The following is an 18,987-nucleotide window of genomic DNA, read 5'->3' as shown; positions in this document are numbered from 1 at the left end:
AATCTTGCTACAACGTTAAACGAGTAACAATAGAACTTTTAATGAACATTAAAAACTTGAATTAGGTTGCTGAAGAAACTCAAGTTCTAACGCCGTTGATTGACGCTGTAAAATATTATTACGATGTGGATAACGACCAAACTTATCAATAATTGCTTTATGTTGGTATTCAAACGCTAAGTTATTTTTATTCGATAAACGGCTAAGTAACTCAACCGCTTCAACATGAATCATTGCAGACTCACTATGCATAAATGGCATATATAAAAATGCCCGTTGTTCATCCGGTAACTGCTGGTCAAACCCTTTTGAAATAGCAACTTGCGCCAAGACTAACGCCATAGCGTCACAGGCAAACGCCTCGGCTTTATCACGGTAAATATTACGCGAAAATTGATCGAGCACTATCACCTCAGCCAAACTCCCTAAAGGCGAATCACGCCAAGAAAACAGCTCCGCTGCCTTAGCCTTTAACAGTAACTTTTCAAACCGCTGCTGAATGATTGAATCAAGCTCAGGGTCTTTGTGCCACCATTGCTTAGGTGATAATTCAGTAAACCAAAAATCTATTACGTCCTTATACATAACCCACTCCTTTCAAATAACGCATTTATTAAGTAGCAAGCATAATTCCACTGTGCGACTGGTAAGCATAATGCTCAATAAACTCATTAAACAGCTTATAAAACATTCAATATAAACTAAACCAGCATGCAATACGTTACGTAATGTAAAGCCACCACAGTTGAAGAGTCATTGACATGTTTTCAATATTTAAAACGAATCCCATAAAAAAGTTAACCAAAGCTTACGAAACCAAGCTTGAACAAGCCATGCATGCACAAAGAAAGGGGGATATTAAATCTTATTCGATGCTCACGGCTGAGGCAGAAGCTATAGCCGATAAGTTAACCGAACTAGAAAACAGCAAAACCAGTTAAGCGCAAAAAAGCCCCATCATTTCTGATGGGGCTTTATCTATACATATGGCGGAGAAAGTGTGAGCATCAAATGTTACCCCTAAAAAAGGCGGGTAAATACTTGGTTAAACTGAGTAACGAAGTAATACAGACCTAAGCTCTAATCAGGTTAATTTGCTTGTTCTATCTGTTCACAAGGTAAAATAACACCGTTAAGAGCATTTTTTATACGCTCTTCTTGCTTTGGAGATAAGTCAACTTCTGACATTTGGTCTTCAAGATGTTGAGACATGTTGGTGATGAGTAAATCGACAGTATCTGATATTTCTTGCATATCACCTTTATTTAAAGACTCTTTGAGCGAAAGGTGTAACTCAAGATTAATGGTATTTACAAGTAACTGAGACTTTTGCATATTTTTGACTTGCAACAGTTCATCGAATTTATGCATGTCATAGGCATAGCCTCCGAGGATAATACACCCGATCACAATCGAAATAGATATTAGATTACTTTTCATCATTCCCTTGATAAATATAGCGCCCATTGAAGTGTCTGCAATTGTTGGCTAAAAAGCAGGTACATTGTCTGAGTCAATCCTCTCAGAAAGCCTTTTTGAAATCAAAAACAAAAAAATCCGTTGATAATCAACGGCTTTTCTCGTATTTAATATGGCGGAGAGATAGCGAACTTAGAAAGAGGAAACCAAGAAATCCGCCATAATTAAAATTTAAAATACATTAAAATCAATAACTAATCGAAAAATCACCTTTCAGGTAGTGAACATTCGTAGTCGATATATGACATTTAAGTATTTTATGCGAAGGTTGTCAATGATTAACCCTCGCATTTGCGACTGGCTTGGGGAGCAACGGTAAACCAGTCCGACTACACGCGTTTGTTATGTTCATTTTGATGGTAATACCGATTTCACTGCGTCAACCAATTCTTTTGTTGCAGAAGATATCGAACTTTCATTTTTTGAGTTGCTCTTATGATGGATTGGGCTCGCATATATTTGACCAACCGACTCCATTATCATTTTGTCTTTATTTGTTGCGTCCTCTAGCTGCTCAGCATAGGAATTCACAGTTAGAGCTACAGCAGATTTAAAGGCATATTCCTCTTGAAAATTACGCTCTTTAACATATTGCGAGATGGAAAATAGTAGTAGACCAACGGCAGGTAGAGCCTTCAGAGAATTGATTGCAATAACCTGCCAAGATAATCCATTTAAATCACCGTTGCCGAAAAGAACGAATATCCACACTATTGTAGCAATTGCTGTTATGGGCACTGCCCATTTCCAAAAAACTATTGATTTTATCAATTCTGTTTTTCGGTGCTTAAATGTTTCAAATAAAGACGCACCAACTTCCCTTTCGATGAGGTCATCAAGGTATTGATTTCTCTCCTCAAAATATTCTCGTTTTTCTTCAACGAAGGATAATTTTTCAGTGAAAGCCTTCTCTAATTTATCATACGATTTTTGACGAGATTCATTTGATGATTTACTGTCAACTAAAAGAGTAGACATTTCCGACAACAACTTTTTCATATTGTCGACCAGATCATCAATAGATATTTTTTTGTCTTCTGCTTGCTCCAGCAAGGAGTTTATTCTTTCCTCAAGAGTAGCCGATTTAGTATGTATTTCCGTAATTTCGTTCGTGTGCTGCCTAGCTGAAGTTAATAAAGATTCTATTTCACTGAGCTCACTCGCTTTAGATTTAATGAATCTAGTTAACTCATCCTTTTTATCATCTATTTCCAATATTAAATCAGATAACCTATCGGAGGATTCTTCTACATGCTTAGAAACGAGATCGATACGATCTTTATCTTCTTGCACGCTAACTTCTGACGAGCGAAAGTATTTTCGCTTTGATTTTTCCCAAAATCCATTTACTGCTTGGTAATGAATAAGCTTATTAAGAGCAGGAATACTTGCAGGAAAATTTTGGGCATTTATTTGGGATAAAAGATTTGCGAGGTCTTGATGTAAATTTCCATTACCATATTCATTTTGGAAGTGATACTGGAATGGTAATGCCTTTGCGTAAGAACTATCAATTTCTTCTCTAAATTGGGCAAAAACTTTTCTTAAGACCGACACATATTCTTTTGCAGAATATTCACCAATTTTAACATCTGACAAATTTGCGTTATTGCCATATTTAGATGCAACTAGCCTAGCTATATCTATAGTTGAAAACGTCTCAATATGACCTTTTACTTGATTTAATTGATTTTGGTTCATCGGTTCCCTCTTAGAGCATAACAGCGTATTAGCGGTAATTCCGATAAGCACCCATAGGTATCAATCAGTAACAAACCACTTTTCAGATTTATTAATAATTTTAGCAACTTACCAGCTTAAACATTGTAAATCAATTACCCTTTTGGCTAGGTGCAACCGAGTTCCTAGATAACCGAGAATTTTTTGATTTACATAACGAGAAGTCATGTTAACGCTACGGCTCAACATGGCTCTTAAGCGGTTTATTAGCGCACCATACTCTTCATCAAACGCGAAGCTTTTGTCTTTCAAGCTTTTGATTTTTAACATGCGCAGCATGTGGCTGTTGGGTTCAAAGGGGTACTCCCCTTGCCCGTAGCTAGTATCCGACCTTTTTGGAACAAAAAGTGGGATACTAGCGTACCGGGTTACTATCTTGTCCCACTTTTTTAGTGGGCTAATCTTGAAAGCTTTTTATTGTTGTTATCAATATTCAATTAACACCCCGTCGATGAGATAAACCTGCCAATTAGGGCTTAAAAACAGCGCCTCTACGCTCTTAGTTGCATTTTTATGGGCATAAACAAGCTAAGAATTGAATACAGCAGTTTTTGTATATTTTTTACTCTCATAGAGTGCGAAACATTTCATTTCTCAAAACTGCTCGCTCTCTGGTGTAGTGAAATGTTTACAGTTGTTCGAACCTGACTGATGCCTTAAACCCGCTACAAGCCCATTTTCAGTCTCATTTTGCGCTAATGTCGTTAATTTCGTGTCGGATGGGTATTTTTGAGCCATTTTCAGTGATTATTTTTGCCCGTAGAGATGACAAAAGTCTCTAAGAAATCAACGTCAATATGATTTCTCAGCGCTTTCTTTGCGTTATTTTGAGCCTATTTATGGGCACTCAATACGCTCAGATTTTCGATTAAGTGGTTAATTTTAAGAACTCTGGCGAAATAATTAGCTCAAATTGAATGCTATCAATGACTGGTTTAAGCGTTTTAACATCAAACTTTTTGCCGTATCGCCCGTAAGTGATGTTTTGATACGCATGACCGACAATTTGTGCCACTAATGATTCTTCTATTTGCCCCTGTTTAAGCTCATCAATAAAAGTGTGCCTGAATGAGTAAGCTGTTGGGCGTTTGCCTGCTGTGAAGTTAAGTTGGTCGAGCAATTTGCCAAATTCACGGCAAAAGCTATGTGACCAGTTACCATCATGACTGGGTTTATAGTTAAATATTGGCTTTGTTTTTGATGTCCGGTCAGTGCGACTTTTTACAAAATCTACAAACCCAAGTTCAATCAGTTGCTGGTGTATCGGTACTTTGCGTTTTGATTGCTCTGTCTTGAGCTGTTGGCCTGCACTGGCGTTAGTGATGTTCATCAAGTCGATACCGTCTTTAACTTCAATATCATGAATATGCAGCTGACAGGCCTCTGCTGGACGTAAGCCGCCATACATCATGAGTAGCGTTATCCATTTAAAGTCATGGCTTTTGTCGATAAAGGCGGTTGAGTTTAAAACCTGCTTAATCTGGCTCGTTTGCCAGCGCAGACGCGCTAAATCGTGACCAGCCTGATTAGCAGGTTTAGTCAGCTTGACTTCATCAAACGGGTTTTCAGTGGTGTAGCGCATGAGTTTGCACCATTTAAAAAACTGCGACGCTGCTGCCAAGTAGTCTTTGTTACTTTTATGGCTTCTGCCCTCCTCTAATAAACAGTCTTTGTATTCCATTGCTTCAGCGCTAGTCACAGCGCACACATCATCCAAATGAGTGCGCTCAATAAAGTGACTAATACGTTGATTAAGCTGCTTTACCGTTAAGGCTGAGACAATTTGCTTTTGCTTAGAGGCGATAAACTTTGTTAGTGCATCATTTAATGTGATGTTTTCAGCTGATTTAATTGACGTTTTATTGCCATCAGCCCTAGTTAGCTTTGGGTTTGAACGATAGGGATATGAGTCAATTGTCTCAGTCAATTCGGTGCGTCGAGTTGGGATAAACGAGGTCAGTTCATTAACTGGCTTAGCCTGCTCGTTTTGTGTATCAGTTTTGCCCATAAAGCCCTGTCGGGCATCATTAATCTGTTTGTTAACTAACGCTTTAAACTCATCGGCATTAGATTGTGGGGTTAAACTACTGATTAAAGGCCGTAAAATGCCTGCTATCACTAGGTTTCGACCAATAGCGATAGAACGTTGCTTAGTAAGGAGTGATACTTTGATGTCGGCAGAAAAGCCTTTATCACGCAGATAAGCAGGCAACACCATGCGGGTATAATAGATACAATTTGTGGCGCGAAATAAGTACATATGTCTCAGTCATCCGTTTTTGGCCTGAGAATATGATTTTTCAAATGCTAGAAAGCAAAAAAGCCATTGATTATCAATGGCTTTTTCACTTTATAATATGGCGGAGAGATAGGGATTTGAACCCTAGACGGGCTACAAACCCGTGCCGGTTTTCAAGACCGGTGCATTCGACCACTCTGCCATCTCTCCGAACGGCGCTGATAATAAGACAGTGGCCTTTTGCTGTAAAGTGGTTATTTATAATTTTATTATCAAGTGATTAAAATTGGTGCATTTTGTTTTTTATTCAAACAATAGCACTTTAAGCAACTCAATAAATGCGCAAAACTCACCGCCCTATTTTTTAGTATTAGTATTAAAATATGTTGCCAGTGGCTCCATTGAGTATCCTTGATTTTCTAATCCTACCCATTTATAGACAACAACTTCATAGTCGTTTATAGATACGATTGAATTTATAAAGCTGTTTTCGCCAGTGTGAAAGCCACAACATTCCCTTGATAGAACCGTATTCACTGCGAATAACTGATTGTTTATAATTTTAAAAATAAAAACAGGAGTAAAGGATTGTAAATCTTGGTAAATATCTTGGTGCGGTTGATGGTGTACATTAATGGCAACGGTAATTTCGCTCACCTCCCCTTCATTAGTTTTAAAACTGTGGCAAGTTTGTTCAACTATTTTATAGGCGTAATTAGCGGGAGTTTTTGGAAAATATGGTTTAAAGAAATCTGTTACGGCGGCGTCTATTTGTTTAGTTATAGCTTCATTTTGTTGTTCATTCACATAACACTGTATTGCTGCATTTAGCTTTACATCCAGTTTTCCAGTCCACATCAATAACGGAGGTTGAGCATTTTTAGCCAACTCAACAGTGGCGCCACATTCTGGCGTACATTCATAACTGGCTAAGGTGTTAACTTGCTCTACCCCGAAGGGCATAACAATATTATCTTGGTTTATGCCGTCATAGTATTTTTGCGTCATAAAATGTTTGCCCAGTTTATTCTTCACGATGTCGTCTTGTGGCGAATATGAATAGTTATAAACTCTCAGCCCTTGCTGAGCTGTAAAATGGCCAAAAAAGACTTCACCTTGTATAGTGAAATAATGACGAGAGTTAACCCCAGCATTCGCATTTAAGCAGGCCGAAATCAGATATAACCCAAGTAGCACGGCTTTTACTACACTCAAATGTGGTTGTTTTTGTTTACTAATTCCTTTGTTCATCTAATCTCCCTAATGATCTAAAACACCAAGATAAAACAATACCTTTACACAAACAAAATGACATAAAAAATTCAAAATATCGTTGATATTTAGCGATGATAGTTTAATAGAATGTTTTAGCTAGGTAGAACCTTTTACGCCTAAATCATATTACTGGTCTATAGTTATTGCCAAATGGCTACGGCTCCTCATTGAAAAGGATTTTTTATGTTTTATCTGCACAATAAATTCCATCATTTTATTTTTATAATATCAATGATTGGAACCACTTCGTTATCGGCTAATGAAGCTAATAAAGACCCTTGGCCATATCCACAAGACACCCCAGATTCGGTGCCTTTAAAGATTGGTACCGCAAGCCAACGTCCTATTGATATCACTCGTTTTTTACTCACTCGTGGTGTTTATCAGGTTTCGATTAATAAACCTGCGTCTCATATTGCCTATATAGACCGAGTGACCGGCCAACCGCAAGTGTGGGTAAAGCAATTACAAACGGGTTTAACTAAGCAGTTAACCTTTGGTAATGGTGTTCAAAGTTATCGATGGCACCCTGATGGACAAAATATTCTGTACAGTTCAGATAATGATGGTGATGAAAAAGAAGCCTTCTATTTCATTAGTATTGATGGCGAGCAAGAATCGGTGATTTTGCCCCATTCTGAAGATTATCGTGTTATGGGAACATTTAATGAGTCAGGCGATAAGTTTAGCTATGCCTCAACAGAACGAAATGGCCGAGATTTTGACTTATACCTATACGACTTCAACAATAATTCGACTAAATTAGTGTTCCAGTCAGAGTTTGGCTTTTACCCCAGTGCATGGCAGCCCAAAGCTAATAATTTCATTATGTCGGAAGTACGAGGCGAAGATGCCAATAACCTTTATTTACTTAATACCAATACCAGTGAAGTCACCACGTTGTTCAAACCTGATATTTCAGCCTATTTTGGCAGTATTCAATGGAATAAAAAAGGCAGCGGCTTTTATACTTCAACCAACTTAGATGTTGATAAAAAGCGCATTATTTTTGTTGATGTAAAAACAAAAAATACTACCGTTATTGAACAAAGTGATCATGAAATTGAGAATCTAGCCGTTTGCAGTAACGATCAATTTATTGTTTGGACTGAAAATGATAACGGCTTTTATAACCTATATGTGAAAAACCTACAGCAACCCAGTAATAAACGAAAAATCCCCTTACCGGCAGGAACTTATGGCTTTGACTGTAGTGACAACAATAATCAACTTGTGGTCAATGCCAGTAGTTACCAATCACCCAGTGAGGTTTATATTGTAGATTTAACCACACTGTCATCAACAATATTAATTCAATCGCAACTGGCAGGCATTGCTGCTAATGAAATGATTAAAGCTGAAGCCATTTCATTCACTGCTCAGGACGGGGTGACTATTCATGGGCTACTTTATATTCCTCACAACAAAACAAAGGCGAAAGCACCGCTGGTTGTCAGCATTCATGGTGGTCCAACCGCCCAAGCTGTTGCAGGTTGGCGTCCATTGGCTCAATATTTATTAGGCAAAGGTATTGCCGTACTTGATATAAATGTCCGCGGGTCAACGGGTTACGGTAAAACTTATGCCCGCCTTGATAATCAAGAAAAGCGTTTAGACAGTGTTCGAGATTTAGTAGATGCGCTAAATTACCTTCAAAATGACGACAGAGTTGATGCTAAACGTGCTGCAGCAATAGGTGGTTCGTATGGTGGTTATATGGTGAATGCTGTAATGGGGTTATATTCAAACAGCTTCAAAGCCGGAGCTTCATTCGTGGGGGTATCAAACTGGGTTAGAGCATTACAAACGGCTCATCCATCACTTAAGGCTTCTGATCTTATTGAATATGGCGACATTCGTGACACAAAATGGCAGAAGTTTTATGAAGCTAACTCTCCAATTAACACGGTGAATAAAATAACCGCTCCAATGTTTTTTCAGCATGGTGTCAATGATCCTAGAGATCCAGTGACAGAGTCAGATGAAATGGTGCAAGCATTAAGGAAGAAAAATATCCCTGTTACTTATTTAAGGTTCGCAGATGAAGGCCATCAAATTAGTAAGCTGGAAAATCGAATAACCTTTTATCGTGAATTAGCAAAATTTTTAGAACAGCATTTATAACGTGAAGTTAACAGGTTTAATCGAATTCATTCTGGCACAACAGGCTTAAAGGTAAACAGTTAAATTTATGATGTATTAAGAGTTGAGATCCTCTCTCAACTCTTATTTTATGGTTAATCAGCCCGTTTACTAATCCATTTTGCCAGCGGCTGTGCTGACATACCATGAGCAATCAGGCTAATAAATACGGTACACATTACCGTCATTGCAATAAACTCGCCGCCTGGCAAGTCTTTATCCAGCATAATAATCACAAATACAATTGATGCCAGTCCTCTAGGGCCAAACCAACCTAAAAACAACCTAGATGACACGTTGCCCCCTTTCTTACCCAACACTAAAAAAATAGGTAACATACGGATAATGGTTAAGCTTAAAAGAGCATAAATTAACATGGTCCAAGTGAACTCATGAAATGCTTTGCCGATAATTAAAGCGCCGAATAAGAACCAGGTTAACAATGCCATAATCTCGCCAATGCCTTCGGTAGGAAGCAAAAGCTTATGCTTATGTTCTTGGCACAAATAACCAAACAATAAACCACCAGAAAATGCAGCAATATAACCACTACCACCCAACTCCTGTGATAACGCAAAAGCTGAAAGCGCCAAACTCAATACAATATTTTGGCTCCATACATCAGTAATCCACCCTTTACTATGGCTCCATTTAATTAACTTAACACCAATAAACGTTACGCCTAAGCCTACCGCTAGGCCTATACCTAGTTCTTCAACCAAAAAGTGCACTGCAAGTTCAGATACTTCACCTTCTGCGACACTCCCTGCAGCAAGAGCAAGAAACACCAATAAAATAGGCACACAAATACCGTCGTTTAATCCGCTTTCAATATTTAGCCCTTCACGTAATTTAGCAGGTACAACCGGGCTTGAAACCACCGCTTTACCTAACGCAGCATCGGTTGCCGCTAACATCGTAGCTAACGCGGCTATTTCAAATATAGTGAGATCAGGAAATAATAAATACCCCACCGCAAAACCCAGCATAATGGAACCCGGTAGCCCATATAACAACATTCGCGTAGGCAAATTAATATGATTTTTCAGTACCTTAAGGTTAGAATTTGATGCATCACAAAATAATACGATGGCCAAAGTAATATCTGCAAAAATACGAATCGCCATACCATCCATACCTTGACCAATCCAGTTTAAAACAGAAGGCCCCAATACAAAACCCACAACCACAAACACCATAGGCCCTGAGATCATTGAGCGCTCAAACCGCCCCGCCACAAGGCTATAACACAGGGTAAACGCAGCTAAAATCGCTAATTCGATATACATTAACTCATCCCACCTTTTACTCAGAATATCATTCAACATTAACTTATGTTTACATTACATGCCAAGTCGTTGAATAGGAATTAATATTTAATGTAATTTAGTATTTTCCGAAAAAGGCTCTCAAGCAGGTCGAACGGTACTAACTTCCGACCTTCAAGCCGAATTTAATGGGTTTATTGATAAGATGTGAGTATTTTAAACTTTTTAAAATAACCTCATGATAGATTTTCTATTTAACAAGACATATAGGACAGGTGGCAGCTCAAGAACTCTTTGATAATTTTATAGTTGGATTTAAAACAGCGTCATTAGACATCCAAAGGCGAAAACTATAACTAAATCTGTTTAACGCCAATAACGTAACACCATGATTAATAAGTTCTTTACGCCTTACACTAAGATAAATCAGGTTGTTGAGGGGGAAGTAATAGAAACTATAAGCTTTCCCCCTCAAATTGCATCAACAAGTACAATTTTAAATATATTTAATTTTAATAATGAAGAATAGGTATCCAATCTATGGTATCTAAATATTTAATGGTATTTTCATCTAGGGGGTTATCTAATAAATGCACTGCATTCATTTTGGGATTGCTATCGAATCTGATTGAAGTAATATTACTGTTATTAGCAACCAAACCACTCAACTCATAATTATTTGTTAGGTCAAGTTCTGAAATGTCTGTATCCCTCATAAAGAGTGATGTCAATTCAAATAAATTACTGAGTTCTAATTTTACTAAAGGATTCCCATCAACTCGTAAATCACTAATATTTCTAACACCATCAAAATGAAGCTCTTCTAGCAAATTTCCACTTAAGTTAAGATGCTGAACATCCGTTCCACTAAGAGAGATTTCTTTCAACATGTTAGTCGTTAGATCGACCACTCTCAAATCTGGCAAGTTAGACAAATTTACATGTTCAATTGCATTATAATTTAAAAAAATTACTTTCAATTGTTGATTATGAGATAAATCCACAGATTTTAAATATGGGCTAAAGCGAATATTTATCGACTCTAAATTTGGGTTACCCGGAAGAGCTAACTCCGTTAATGCAACATATGACAAGCCAAACTCTTTAAGATTATATAGCTGTTCAATACCGGCTATGGAGTCAATACCATTTCTTGAGCAAAAGAGTTCAGTAACATCTTCAACTTTTTCATAGCCATACTCATGAATCCAACCGATTAAGCATTTCTTCATTGCAGGGTGCTCGAATTCTATGTCACTGTACCAATACTTTTCACCAGAATCATTCTCAGAGCAAGCTGACAACAAAAATACCACAAAGCTAACGAATAACGCTTTCATAAATTTCCTTAATTGAATGCACAAAACTAGATGAACTAAGGCCAAAAACTTGCGTTTTTTAAAAGCAAATTTAGCAACCTAGCCCTCAAGCAAATAAACCTGTTTAGTCTGAATTAAAATCTTAAACATTTAGAAAGGTGACAACATTAGACCCGCAGTAAGAACAGCAACTGTGACTTTCATATAACTTCCTTTTAAATCATTATTTTTATTTAATTATTTTGTTCAACACTAAGAACGAGGAAGAATATATGTGATCAAAATCAACTTACACAATAATTAATTTGTGGAATTAACAAATTGAATAATGTGTGAAAATTGTTTGCGCACCGTTAAGCTTAAAGCCACAAAAAAAACAGTTACTTACACAGCGTTGTTGCAAAAAGGTACCAATAATAAGTCGATGTTACCCATTTGCACCGCAAGTTTAATGCACCAACAAAATCATAATCATGTGGTCACATATTTTATAAGCTTAAAAGGTCAAATATTTAGTTTTAAACCCAAAATACCTTATCAACACGTTTGCATTTGTTATGGCACCTTGTGTTCGGCTCATCAGCGAGCTCATGAAGCCGCTTATTATAATTAAACCCAAGCATAAAAATTTATTCTTAACTAATTAACAATGAGTTTTTATGGAATTTAAAAACACATTGTTCCTATCACCTTAATCACATTTGTCATAGCTAAAAACTCTGTAATTATATTGACTGCACAAAAAACAAAAATGGCTAGTGGACAATGAATACAGACTGTCATCATCCCTTATATCAATCATATTTTTGAGAGTTTTCATCATTTAACCGTTCATAATGCTTGGGCGGTAGATCATTCAGAGATTCATGTGGCCGATCATAATTATATTCTTCAATTGTAGTGAGCGACTAGCAATAGGGAGTGTTTAATAAATACTGTATATTCCTCACCTGCTTTACCCATTGTCCACAACAAAGCTTCCACGCTTCCGATGAAACATTACCAGTATTCCGCCAATGATTTACCAACGAAACATCAATCTGAATTGCCACGGCGTCAGTCCTGATCAGTTCACTCAATTGAATTTGGTGCCAAACGAGTATTTTCATAGAGCACAATAAAACAGGCTTCCATTGCCTTAGATTTGAGAGCAAATATATTGCTGCGTTGGTTTAACTCTAGCCCCGACTAGCGAGGCTTTGGATTCAAAATAATTAATTTATAAAAGAATATTTAATTAATCTCATCCAGTGCCGAATCGCAAGGACTGCAACAGGAATTTGAAAGACAATTATGCAATATAGAGTCCCTTACAAAGTTAATGTTCCTGATTCAATAAAGTATTCTATTGCAACGAGTAATGCGCTTTAACATCAAAAGGAAAGCCTTTATCACGAAGTGACTTGGCTAAACAGATACGTGTGAAATACACAGTATTGAGGGCTCTGCTCATGTAAAATGCAGGTACATTGTCTGAGTCAATCCTCTCAGAAAGCCTTTTTGAAATCAAAAACAAAAAAAGCCGTTGATAATCAACGGCTTTTCTCGTATTTAATATGGCGGAGAGATAGGGATTTGAACCCCAGAACTTCGCCATAAATAAAATTTAAAATACATTAAAATCAATAACTAATCGAAAAATCACGTTTCAGGTAGTGAACATTCGTAGTCGATATATGATATTTAAGTATTTATTGAGTAGGTTGTCAATGATTAACACCCTGTTAACAGGCAACAAAATAGTTGGCTAAAATAAGCAACGAAGGAGCAAAACCAACTGTTTTTGTCCTTTTAAACGACTTGATACGCATCTCTACACAATACCTTTGAGCGAATCTTTTTTAATTGCTCTTACTAGGTTTTCCATCATTACAAAATCAATTTCACCTTTGTTATTAATAGGAAGTTTAACTTTGATCTTATTAACGATTTGCCTTGTAAACTTGTTATTAAAATCGAATTGATCACCTGAAGCTTTTTTTAGAGCAACAACAAAATAAAGAAGTGAATCTTCCGTCCATTTTTCCTCATCTAAGGGATACATACCTTGCACATGAGAATAACCAATAAAATCAAATGGTTGGTAAAATATGGTTTCTGCACCAATAGTTGTATCACTAAAAGTTAATATCCCACCTTTTTCATTGGTATCCATTCCGTTATAGCCACCAATGCCATTATTTACTGAAGCATTAGACAATACAGGCGTAGTACCTTTTATTCGATAAAGGTCGGGGTTTGTTAAACCATAAGTTTTAGTGGGCTTAACTTCAAAAAGCTTTTTAACTTCAACATCACAATACTTTAAATTGTCAGTACTTATAGCCTTAATAGCTTCATTTTCTTGTGCGGTTAAGCGTGATATATCGACTTTTTGTTTGATGATTTTACCCATTATCATTTGGTTAATCTTCCATGAAAGAAAATTACCTATGCATTTTTCAAAATCTGAAAGATCTGGTTTGCTGTCATGAATTACGTGTTGGCTAAAAGTCCAATCATCACCATTAAGCGATATGGTATCTTCGATATATTCAGTCTTATCTAATAAGTTCAAATAAGATGCTCCAAACAAAACTAAATTAGCAACTTCCTCATACTTTTCAATAGCATTACCAGTATCTCTTAAGTTCCTACTTTGGTTAGACTTTTTCTTGTTTAACCTTAGGTAACCGTCATTAGTAAAATCGATAAACTTTACTATTTTCTTTGTATTATGTGGAATGCCTACATCAAATACATATATTGCTGTTTGTACTGCTGCTTTTCCTTTAAAAATGTCAGCGAGCTTAACACTTGCCACTAGTGTATTTTTTTCCAATATTTCTTTTGTATAAGGTAAGCCATATCCTCCGCCAGCATTCTCCTGTATCAGCACTACAGCCCTACCTGAAGTCATGCTATTAAGTGCTTTTTTTACAAATATAAATCCCTTTCCTTCTGTAGAGTAAGGGGGGTTAAGCAGGAAAACATTTGCAGGGAACTTGGTGTCTTTTTCGGTACCTTGTTCATATATTCCTCGATATTTAAGACTATCCTTATGCAGAATATTAGAAGAACCATCTCCCATTAAAATCATATTAAGAACTGCAAGCATATAAATGTCTGAGCGCTTCTCTATTCCTAATAGTTGTTTGGACTTTATTTGTCCAACTTTTTTATCTAACTCTGCTTTACTTTTAATTCTTTCTTGTGCATCTTGAATCATTAGTTTCATTGATGAAATTAAAAAACCAGCTGATCCAGTCGCATAATCCCACACATAACTATCTTTATTCACTAAAGCTAATTTAGCCATGAGTTGAGTTATATACCTAGGAGTAAGTACAACATCATTTTTATCACTATCAGGAATATCAACCCATTCATTTAATACATTGAATAATTTCCCAGTAAAATCCAAATGCCTTGCAGTATTAAATATTGGTATAATATCTTCATATACTCTTATATAAATGCGTTTTAGCTTGCTTTCACCATTTTTGGGCTCCCACAATTTTGAATAGATAAATACTCGTGACAAATCATTAATTATCATATCTTTCTTTTCAACAGGAAGCTTTCTTTCCTCTAGAAAAGAATCAATCTTATTAATAATGACACACCCATCATGCGTCTTACTCCCCTTTTCACCTTTAAGCTCTGTAATTTGAAGTGGAGAGATTACATCTTTTACCCCTAATCCTGCCATTATCAAACCAGCGACAATCTCAACTCTTGAGCCAACCGACACCTGAAGATCATCTTGCATTACTTGGTTAAGAGCCTTTAGCTTGGTTTCGATCTGATTTTCATACTCAAACGCTTTTGCTTCAATTTCATCCTCTGATAAGCCAATATTCTCAATTTTACTTTTTAAATCATCTAAGTTTTCTTCATTAAGAAAACTTAGATCTGAATAATCTGCAATTTTTTTTGGAATACCTAAGTTCTCGGATGATAAATAATAGACACCATACTCTGTAACTATTCCTTCCCCCTCCCTTTGATATCCATTTATGCCTATAGCTATTACTTCTTTAAAAGATTTTGAAAAAGAAATTATTGTTTCTGCATAATGAACAGCACCATTAACGGCATATCCCTGAATGTTACTAAAATTAGGTGTCATATCTTTCTTTTTATTTTCTATTCCACCATCTTTATCAGTTTTAATTAACTTTCCTTTACTACCTTTAACCTCAATCATGACTGGTATTTTGTTTAAGTCACCAAAATCAATTAATAGTTTTATATCAGGAAAGTTACGACCAGAACCACCACTTTTACTAGGTCCAGCCATTAAAGCATTGTCAATTTCACTATTAATGTCTTCTGTTTTAGTAAAATAACCTATATCGTCAAGTTGCTTCTTGGCTATATCCTCTACTTGCTCTTCAATACTTCTTGCTTTAGCCATTCTCTGTAATATCTCTTATTTATTATTAGTTCTGAATTTAGACGGAATGAAATTATAACTTAATTTCACCATTTGCCAATTGAAGCGTATAACGCTCAAGCTTTGGACGCAGTTCATAGCTAACAAAGCTTGAGCGCTTTGTTAGCTGTGCCTATGCGGCTCATTTAATTTTGCTTTACACCAAGGGCATGACATGGGGTTTAAAGCCTAACCTCTGGTACGTATAATTTTGCCATTTATAATAATTGATTGAGCCAAATTGAGTTTTACCGCAATTTGGACATTTGTTTATAAGCATTTGAGTACTCACCGCAATTGCCATAGTGACAACGGCTAGAATAGAACCAGTTCCTTCAAAATTACTGCTAGAGAATGAGAGTACCAAGGATATAAAGAAAACTGTAAAACACAGTGGAATAACCTTTATAAAAATGGCTCTCTTAGCTTGATACTCTTTTACTGAATCCATTGTAATTACTTTATACAGCTAACGCTTATTCAGCGGCGTATCATTCAATGTCGGCCGTTTAAGTTATTGATTAATAACATCCTACATTTGCTATCTTATTGATGTAAAGCAATTAATTGTATCAAGCAGACAAAAACAAACCGAGGTTGCGCGTAAAGTAAGATATGCCTTGATAGCTATAAAAATTAAAGCAAATAAAATCAGATGATTATGATTTATCTATTTTTAATACGATGCAACTAATGAACGATTTTCAATCCATTTTTATCAGAAATTGATGAAACACCATTATAACTGTTCATAAAAACAGTGCAGACCATATAGAAAGTGGTGATGATTCTTTTGTCTTTAACACTTTTGATTTTTCACATGCGCAGCGTGTGGCTGTTGGGGTTAAGGGGTACTCCCCTTGCCCGTAGGTAGTATCCCACCTTTTTGGAACAAAAAGTGGGATACTAGCGTACCGGGTTACTATCTTGTCCCACTTTTTAAGTGGGCTAATCTTGAAAGCTTTTTATTGTTGTTATCAATATTCAATTAACACTCTGTCAAGGTCATAAACCTGCCAGTTATGGCCTAAAAACAGCGCCTGTACGCGCTTAATTGCATTTTTATGGGCATCAAAAGCCTAGTAATTAAACACTGCAATTTTTGTATATTTTTTACTCTCCCAGAGAGCGAGAAATAATAATTCCCAAAACAGCTCGCTCTCTGCTGTAGTGAAATGTTGACAGTTGTTCGTACCTGTCTGATGCCCTATACCCGATAAAGGCCATTTACAGTCACATTTTGCGCTAATGTCGTTAATTTCGTGTCGGATAGGTATTTTTGAGCCATTTTCAGTGATTATTTTTGCCCGTAGAGATTACAAACTGCTCTTATTAAATCACCGTCAATATGATTTCTCAGCGCTTTCTTTGCGTGATTTTGAGCATATTTATGGTTTTAAATTCGCTCAGATTTTGCGATTAATAGGTTAATTTTAAGAACTCTGGCGAAATAATTAGCTCAAATTGAATACTATCTATAACTGGTTTGAGCGTTTTGACATCGAATTTTTTGCCGTAACGTCCGTAAGTGATGTTTTGATAAGCGTGACCGACAATTTGTGCCACTAATGATTCTTCTATTTGCCCTTGTTTAAGCTCATCAATAAAGGTGTGTCTAAATGAATAAGCTGTTGGGCGTTTGCCTGCTGTGAAGTTAAGTTGGTCAAGCAATTTGCCAAACTCACGGCAAAAGCTATGTGACCAATTACCATCATGACTGGGTTTATAGTTAAATATCGGCTTTGTTTTTGATGTCCGGTCAGTGCGACTTTTTACAAAATCCATAAACCCAAGTTCAATCAGTTGCTGGTGTATTGGTACTTTGCGTTTTGATTGCTCAGTTTTAAGTTGTTGGCCTGCACTGGCGTTAGTAATGTTCATCAAGTCGATACCGCCTTTAACTTCAATATCATGAATATGTAGCTGGCATGCCTCCGCTGGGCGTAAGCCGCCATACATCATGAGTAGCGTTATCCATTTAAAGTCATGGCTTTTGTCGATAAAGGCGGTTGAATTTAAAACCTGCTTAATCTGGCTCGGTTGCCAGCGCAGACGCGCTAAATCGTGACCAGCCTGATTAGCAGGTTTAGTCAGCTTGACTTCATCAAACGGGTTTTCAGTGGTATAGCGCATGAGTTTGCACCATTTAAAGAATTGCGACACTGCTGCCAGGTAGTCTTTGTTACTTTTATGGCTTCTGCCCTCCTCTAATAAACAGTCTTTGTATTCCATTGCTTCAGCACTTGTTATCGCACTGACATCATCTAAATGAGTGCGTTCAATAAAGTGACCAATACGTTGATTAAGCTGCTTGACCGTTAAGGCTGAGACAATCTGCTTTTGTTTGGAGGCGATAAACTTTGTTAGCGCCTCACTCAATGAAACGTTATGCACTGATTTAATTGTATTTTTACTATTACCCACCCTAGTTGACTTTGGATTAGTGCGATAGGGATGTGAGTCAATTGTCTCAGTCAATTCGGTGGGTCGAGTTGGGATAAACGAGGTCAGTTCACTAATAGCTTTAGCCTGCTCGTCTTGTGTATCAGTTTTGCTAATAAAGCCCTGTCGGGCATCATTAATCTGTATGTTAACTAAAGCTTTAAACTCATCGGCATTAGATTGTGGAGTTAAGCTACTGATTAAAGGCCGTAAAATGCCAGCTATCACTAAGTTTCGACCAATAGCGATAGATCGTTGCTTAGTAAGAAGTGATACTTTAATGTCGGCAGAAAAGCCTTTATCACGTAGATAAGTAGGCAACACCATGCGGGTGTAATAGGTACAATTTGTGGCGCGAAATAAGTACATATGTCTCAGTCATCTGTTTTTGGCCTGAGAATATGATTTTTCAAATGCTAGAAAGCAAAAAAGCCATTGATTATCAATGGCTTTTTCACTTTAGAATATGGCGGAGAGATAGGGATTTGAACCCTAGACGGGCTACAAACCCGTGCCGGTTTTCAAGACCGGTGCATTCGACCACTCTGCCATCTCTCCGAACGCGGCAAATAATATAAGTATCTCGTTTGCTTGTAAACTATAAATTGAAAAAAATGGCGCGAATGTTCACCATTTAACCGCTAAGTGGTGTTTTAGGGTAATTAT

Annotated in this window: 11 protein-coding genes and 2 tRNA genes; 2 read left to right on the top strand and 11 right to left on the bottom strand. The window is 36.8% G+C overall.

The window, feature by feature from the left end; genetic code table 11:
- Positions 1–48: 48 nt before the first annotated feature.
- Positions 49–585 (bottom strand): DUF924 family protein, encoded by a 537-nt coding sequence (locus L2672_RS12980; protein WP_248996277.1) that lies wholly within the window; start codon positions 583–585, stop codon positions 49–51.
- Positions 586–761: 176 nt separating this feature from the next.
- On the opposite strand from L2672_RS12980, the gene L2672_RS12975 reads away from it, so the two are divergent.
- Positions 762–941, top strand: a complete 180-nt coding sequence (locus tag L2672_RS12975; protein WP_248996276.1) for a DUF6435 family protein — start codon at positions 762–764, stop codon at positions 939–941.
- 148 nt (positions 942–1,089) lie between these two features.
- On the opposite strand, the gene L2672_RS12970 is transcribed toward L2672_RS12975, so the two are convergent.
- From L2672_RS12970 to L2672_RS12950, 5 genes are all read right to left on the bottom strand, one after another.
- Positions 1,090–1,371, bottom strand: a complete 282-nt coding sequence (locus tag L2672_RS12970; protein ID WP_248996275.1) for a hypothetical protein — start codon at positions 1,369–1,371, stop codon at positions 1,090–1,092.
- Positions 1,372–1,827: 456 nt separating this feature from the next.
- Complete coding sequence (locus L2672_RS12965) at positions 1,828–3,180, bottom strand: hypothetical protein (RefSeq protein ID WP_248996274.1); 1,353 nt, start codon at positions 3,178–3,180, stop codon at positions 1,828–1,830.
- 907 nt (positions 3,181–4,087) lie between these two features.
- Positions 4,088–5,479, bottom strand: a complete 1,392-nt coding sequence (locus L2672_RS12960; protein WP_248996273.1) for a site-specific integrase — start codon at positions 5,477–5,479, stop codon at positions 4,088–4,090.
- Positions 5,480–5,577: 98 nt separating this feature from the next.
- Positions 5,578–5,668 (bottom strand) — tRNA-Ser (locus tag L2672_RS12955).
- Positions 5,669–5,815: 147 nt separating this feature from the next.
- A complete protein-coding gene (locus tag L2672_RS12950; protein ID WP_248996272.1) occupies positions 5,816–6,709 on the bottom strand; it encodes a hypothetical protein in 894 nt (297 codons plus the stop codon).
- Between the two features lie 207 nt (positions 6,710–6,916).
- Here L2672_RS12950 and L2672_RS12945 point away from each other — a divergent pair, with 207 nt between their 5' ends.
- Positions 6,917–8,857: a S9 family peptidase gene (locus L2672_RS12945; protein ID WP_248996271.1), complete on the top strand. Its 1,941-nt coding sequence runs from the start codon at positions 6,917–6,919 to the stop codon at positions 8,855–8,857.
- 113 nt (positions 8,858–8,970) lie between these two features.
- Here L2672_RS12945 and L2672_RS12940 read toward each other — a convergent pair whose 3' ends face one another.
- The 5 genes from L2672_RS12940 to L2672_RS12920 all read right to left on the bottom strand — a co-directional run bounded on the left by L2672_RS12940 (position 8,971) and on the right by L2672_RS12920 (position 18,879).
- Complete coding sequence (locus L2672_RS12940) at positions 8,971–10,164, bottom strand: cation:proton antiporter (RefSeq protein ID WP_248996270.1); 1,194 nt, start codon at positions 10,162–10,164, stop codon at positions 8,971–8,973.
- A gap of 491 nt (positions 10,165–10,655) precedes the next feature.
- Positions 10,656–11,483, bottom strand: a complete 828-nt coding sequence (locus L2672_RS12935) for a leucine-rich repeat domain-containing protein (RefSeq protein ID WP_248996269.1) — start codon at positions 11,481–11,483, stop codon at positions 10,656–10,658.
- A 1,792-nt stretch (positions 11,484–13,275) separates the two neighbouring features.
- Positions 13,276–15,861: an N-6 DNA methylase gene (locus L2672_RS12930; RefSeq protein ID WP_248996268.1), complete on the bottom strand. Its 2,586-nt coding sequence runs from the start codon at positions 15,859–15,861 to the stop codon at positions 13,276–13,278.
- Between the two features lie 1,437 nt (positions 15,862–17,298).
- Positions 17,299–18,690: a tyrosine-type recombinase/integrase gene (locus L2672_RS12925; RefSeq protein ID WP_248996267.1), complete on the bottom strand. Its 1,392-nt coding sequence runs from the start codon at positions 18,688–18,690 to the stop codon at positions 17,299–17,301.
- 98 nt (positions 18,691–18,788) lie between these two features.
- Positions 18,789–18,879, bottom strand: a tRNA-Ser gene (locus L2672_RS12920).
- Positions 18,880–18,987: the final 108 nt, after the last annotated feature.

This window comes from Shewanella gaetbuli (assembly GCF_023284065.1).
GTDB lineage: Bacteria > Pseudomonadota > Gammaproteobacteria > Enterobacterales > Shewanellaceae > Shewanella > Shewanella gaetbuli.
Note: the sequence above shows the minus strand (reverse complement) of the source record. Positions and strands in the feature narration are given on the sequence as shown.

Excerpts from the sequence above, each read along its gene's own strand:
- L2672_RS12930 (WP_248996268.1), bottom strand. The coding sequence starts at position 15,861 with ATGGCTAAAGCAAGAAGTATTGAAGAGCAAGTAGAGGATATAGCCAAG.
- L2672_RS12935 (WP_248996269.1), bottom strand. The coding sequence starts at position 11,483 with ATGAAAGCGTTATTCGTTAGCTTTGTGGTATTTTTGTTGTCAGCTTGC.
- L2672_RS12950 (WP_248996272.1), bottom strand. The coding sequence starts at position 6,709 with ATGAACAAAGGAATTAGTAAACAAAAACAACCACATTTGAGTGTAGTA.
- L2672_RS12965 (WP_248996274.1), bottom strand. The coding sequence starts at position 3,180 with ATGAACCAAAATCAATTAAATCAAGTAAAAGGTCATATTGAGACGTTT.
- L2672_RS12975 (WP_248996276.1), top strand. The coding sequence starts at position 762 with ATGTTTTCAATATTTAAAACGAATCCCATAAAAAAGTTAACCAAAGCT.
- L2672_RS12945 (WP_248996271.1), top strand. The coding sequence starts at position 6,917 with ATGTTTTATCTGCACAATAAATTCCATCATTTTATTTTTATAATATCA.
- L2672_RS12925 (WP_248996267.1), bottom strand. The coding sequence starts at position 18,690 with ATGTACTTATTTCGCGCCACAAATTGTACCTATTACACCCGCATGGTG.
- L2672_RS12940 (WP_248996270.1), bottom strand. The coding sequence starts at position 10,164 with ATGTATATCGAATTAGCGATTTTAGCTGCGTTTACCCTGTGTTATAGC.
- L2672_RS12980 (WP_248996277.1), bottom strand. The coding sequence starts at position 585 with ATGTATAAGGACGTAATAGATTTTTGGTTTACTGAATTATCACCTAAG.
- L2672_RS12970 (WP_248996275.1), bottom strand. The coding sequence starts at position 1,371 with ATGCATAAATTCGATGAACTGTTGCAAGTCAAAAATATGCAAAAGTCT.
- L2672_RS12960 (WP_248996273.1), bottom strand. The coding sequence starts at position 5,479 with ATGTACTTATTTCGCGCCACAAATTGTATCTATTATACCCGCATGGTG.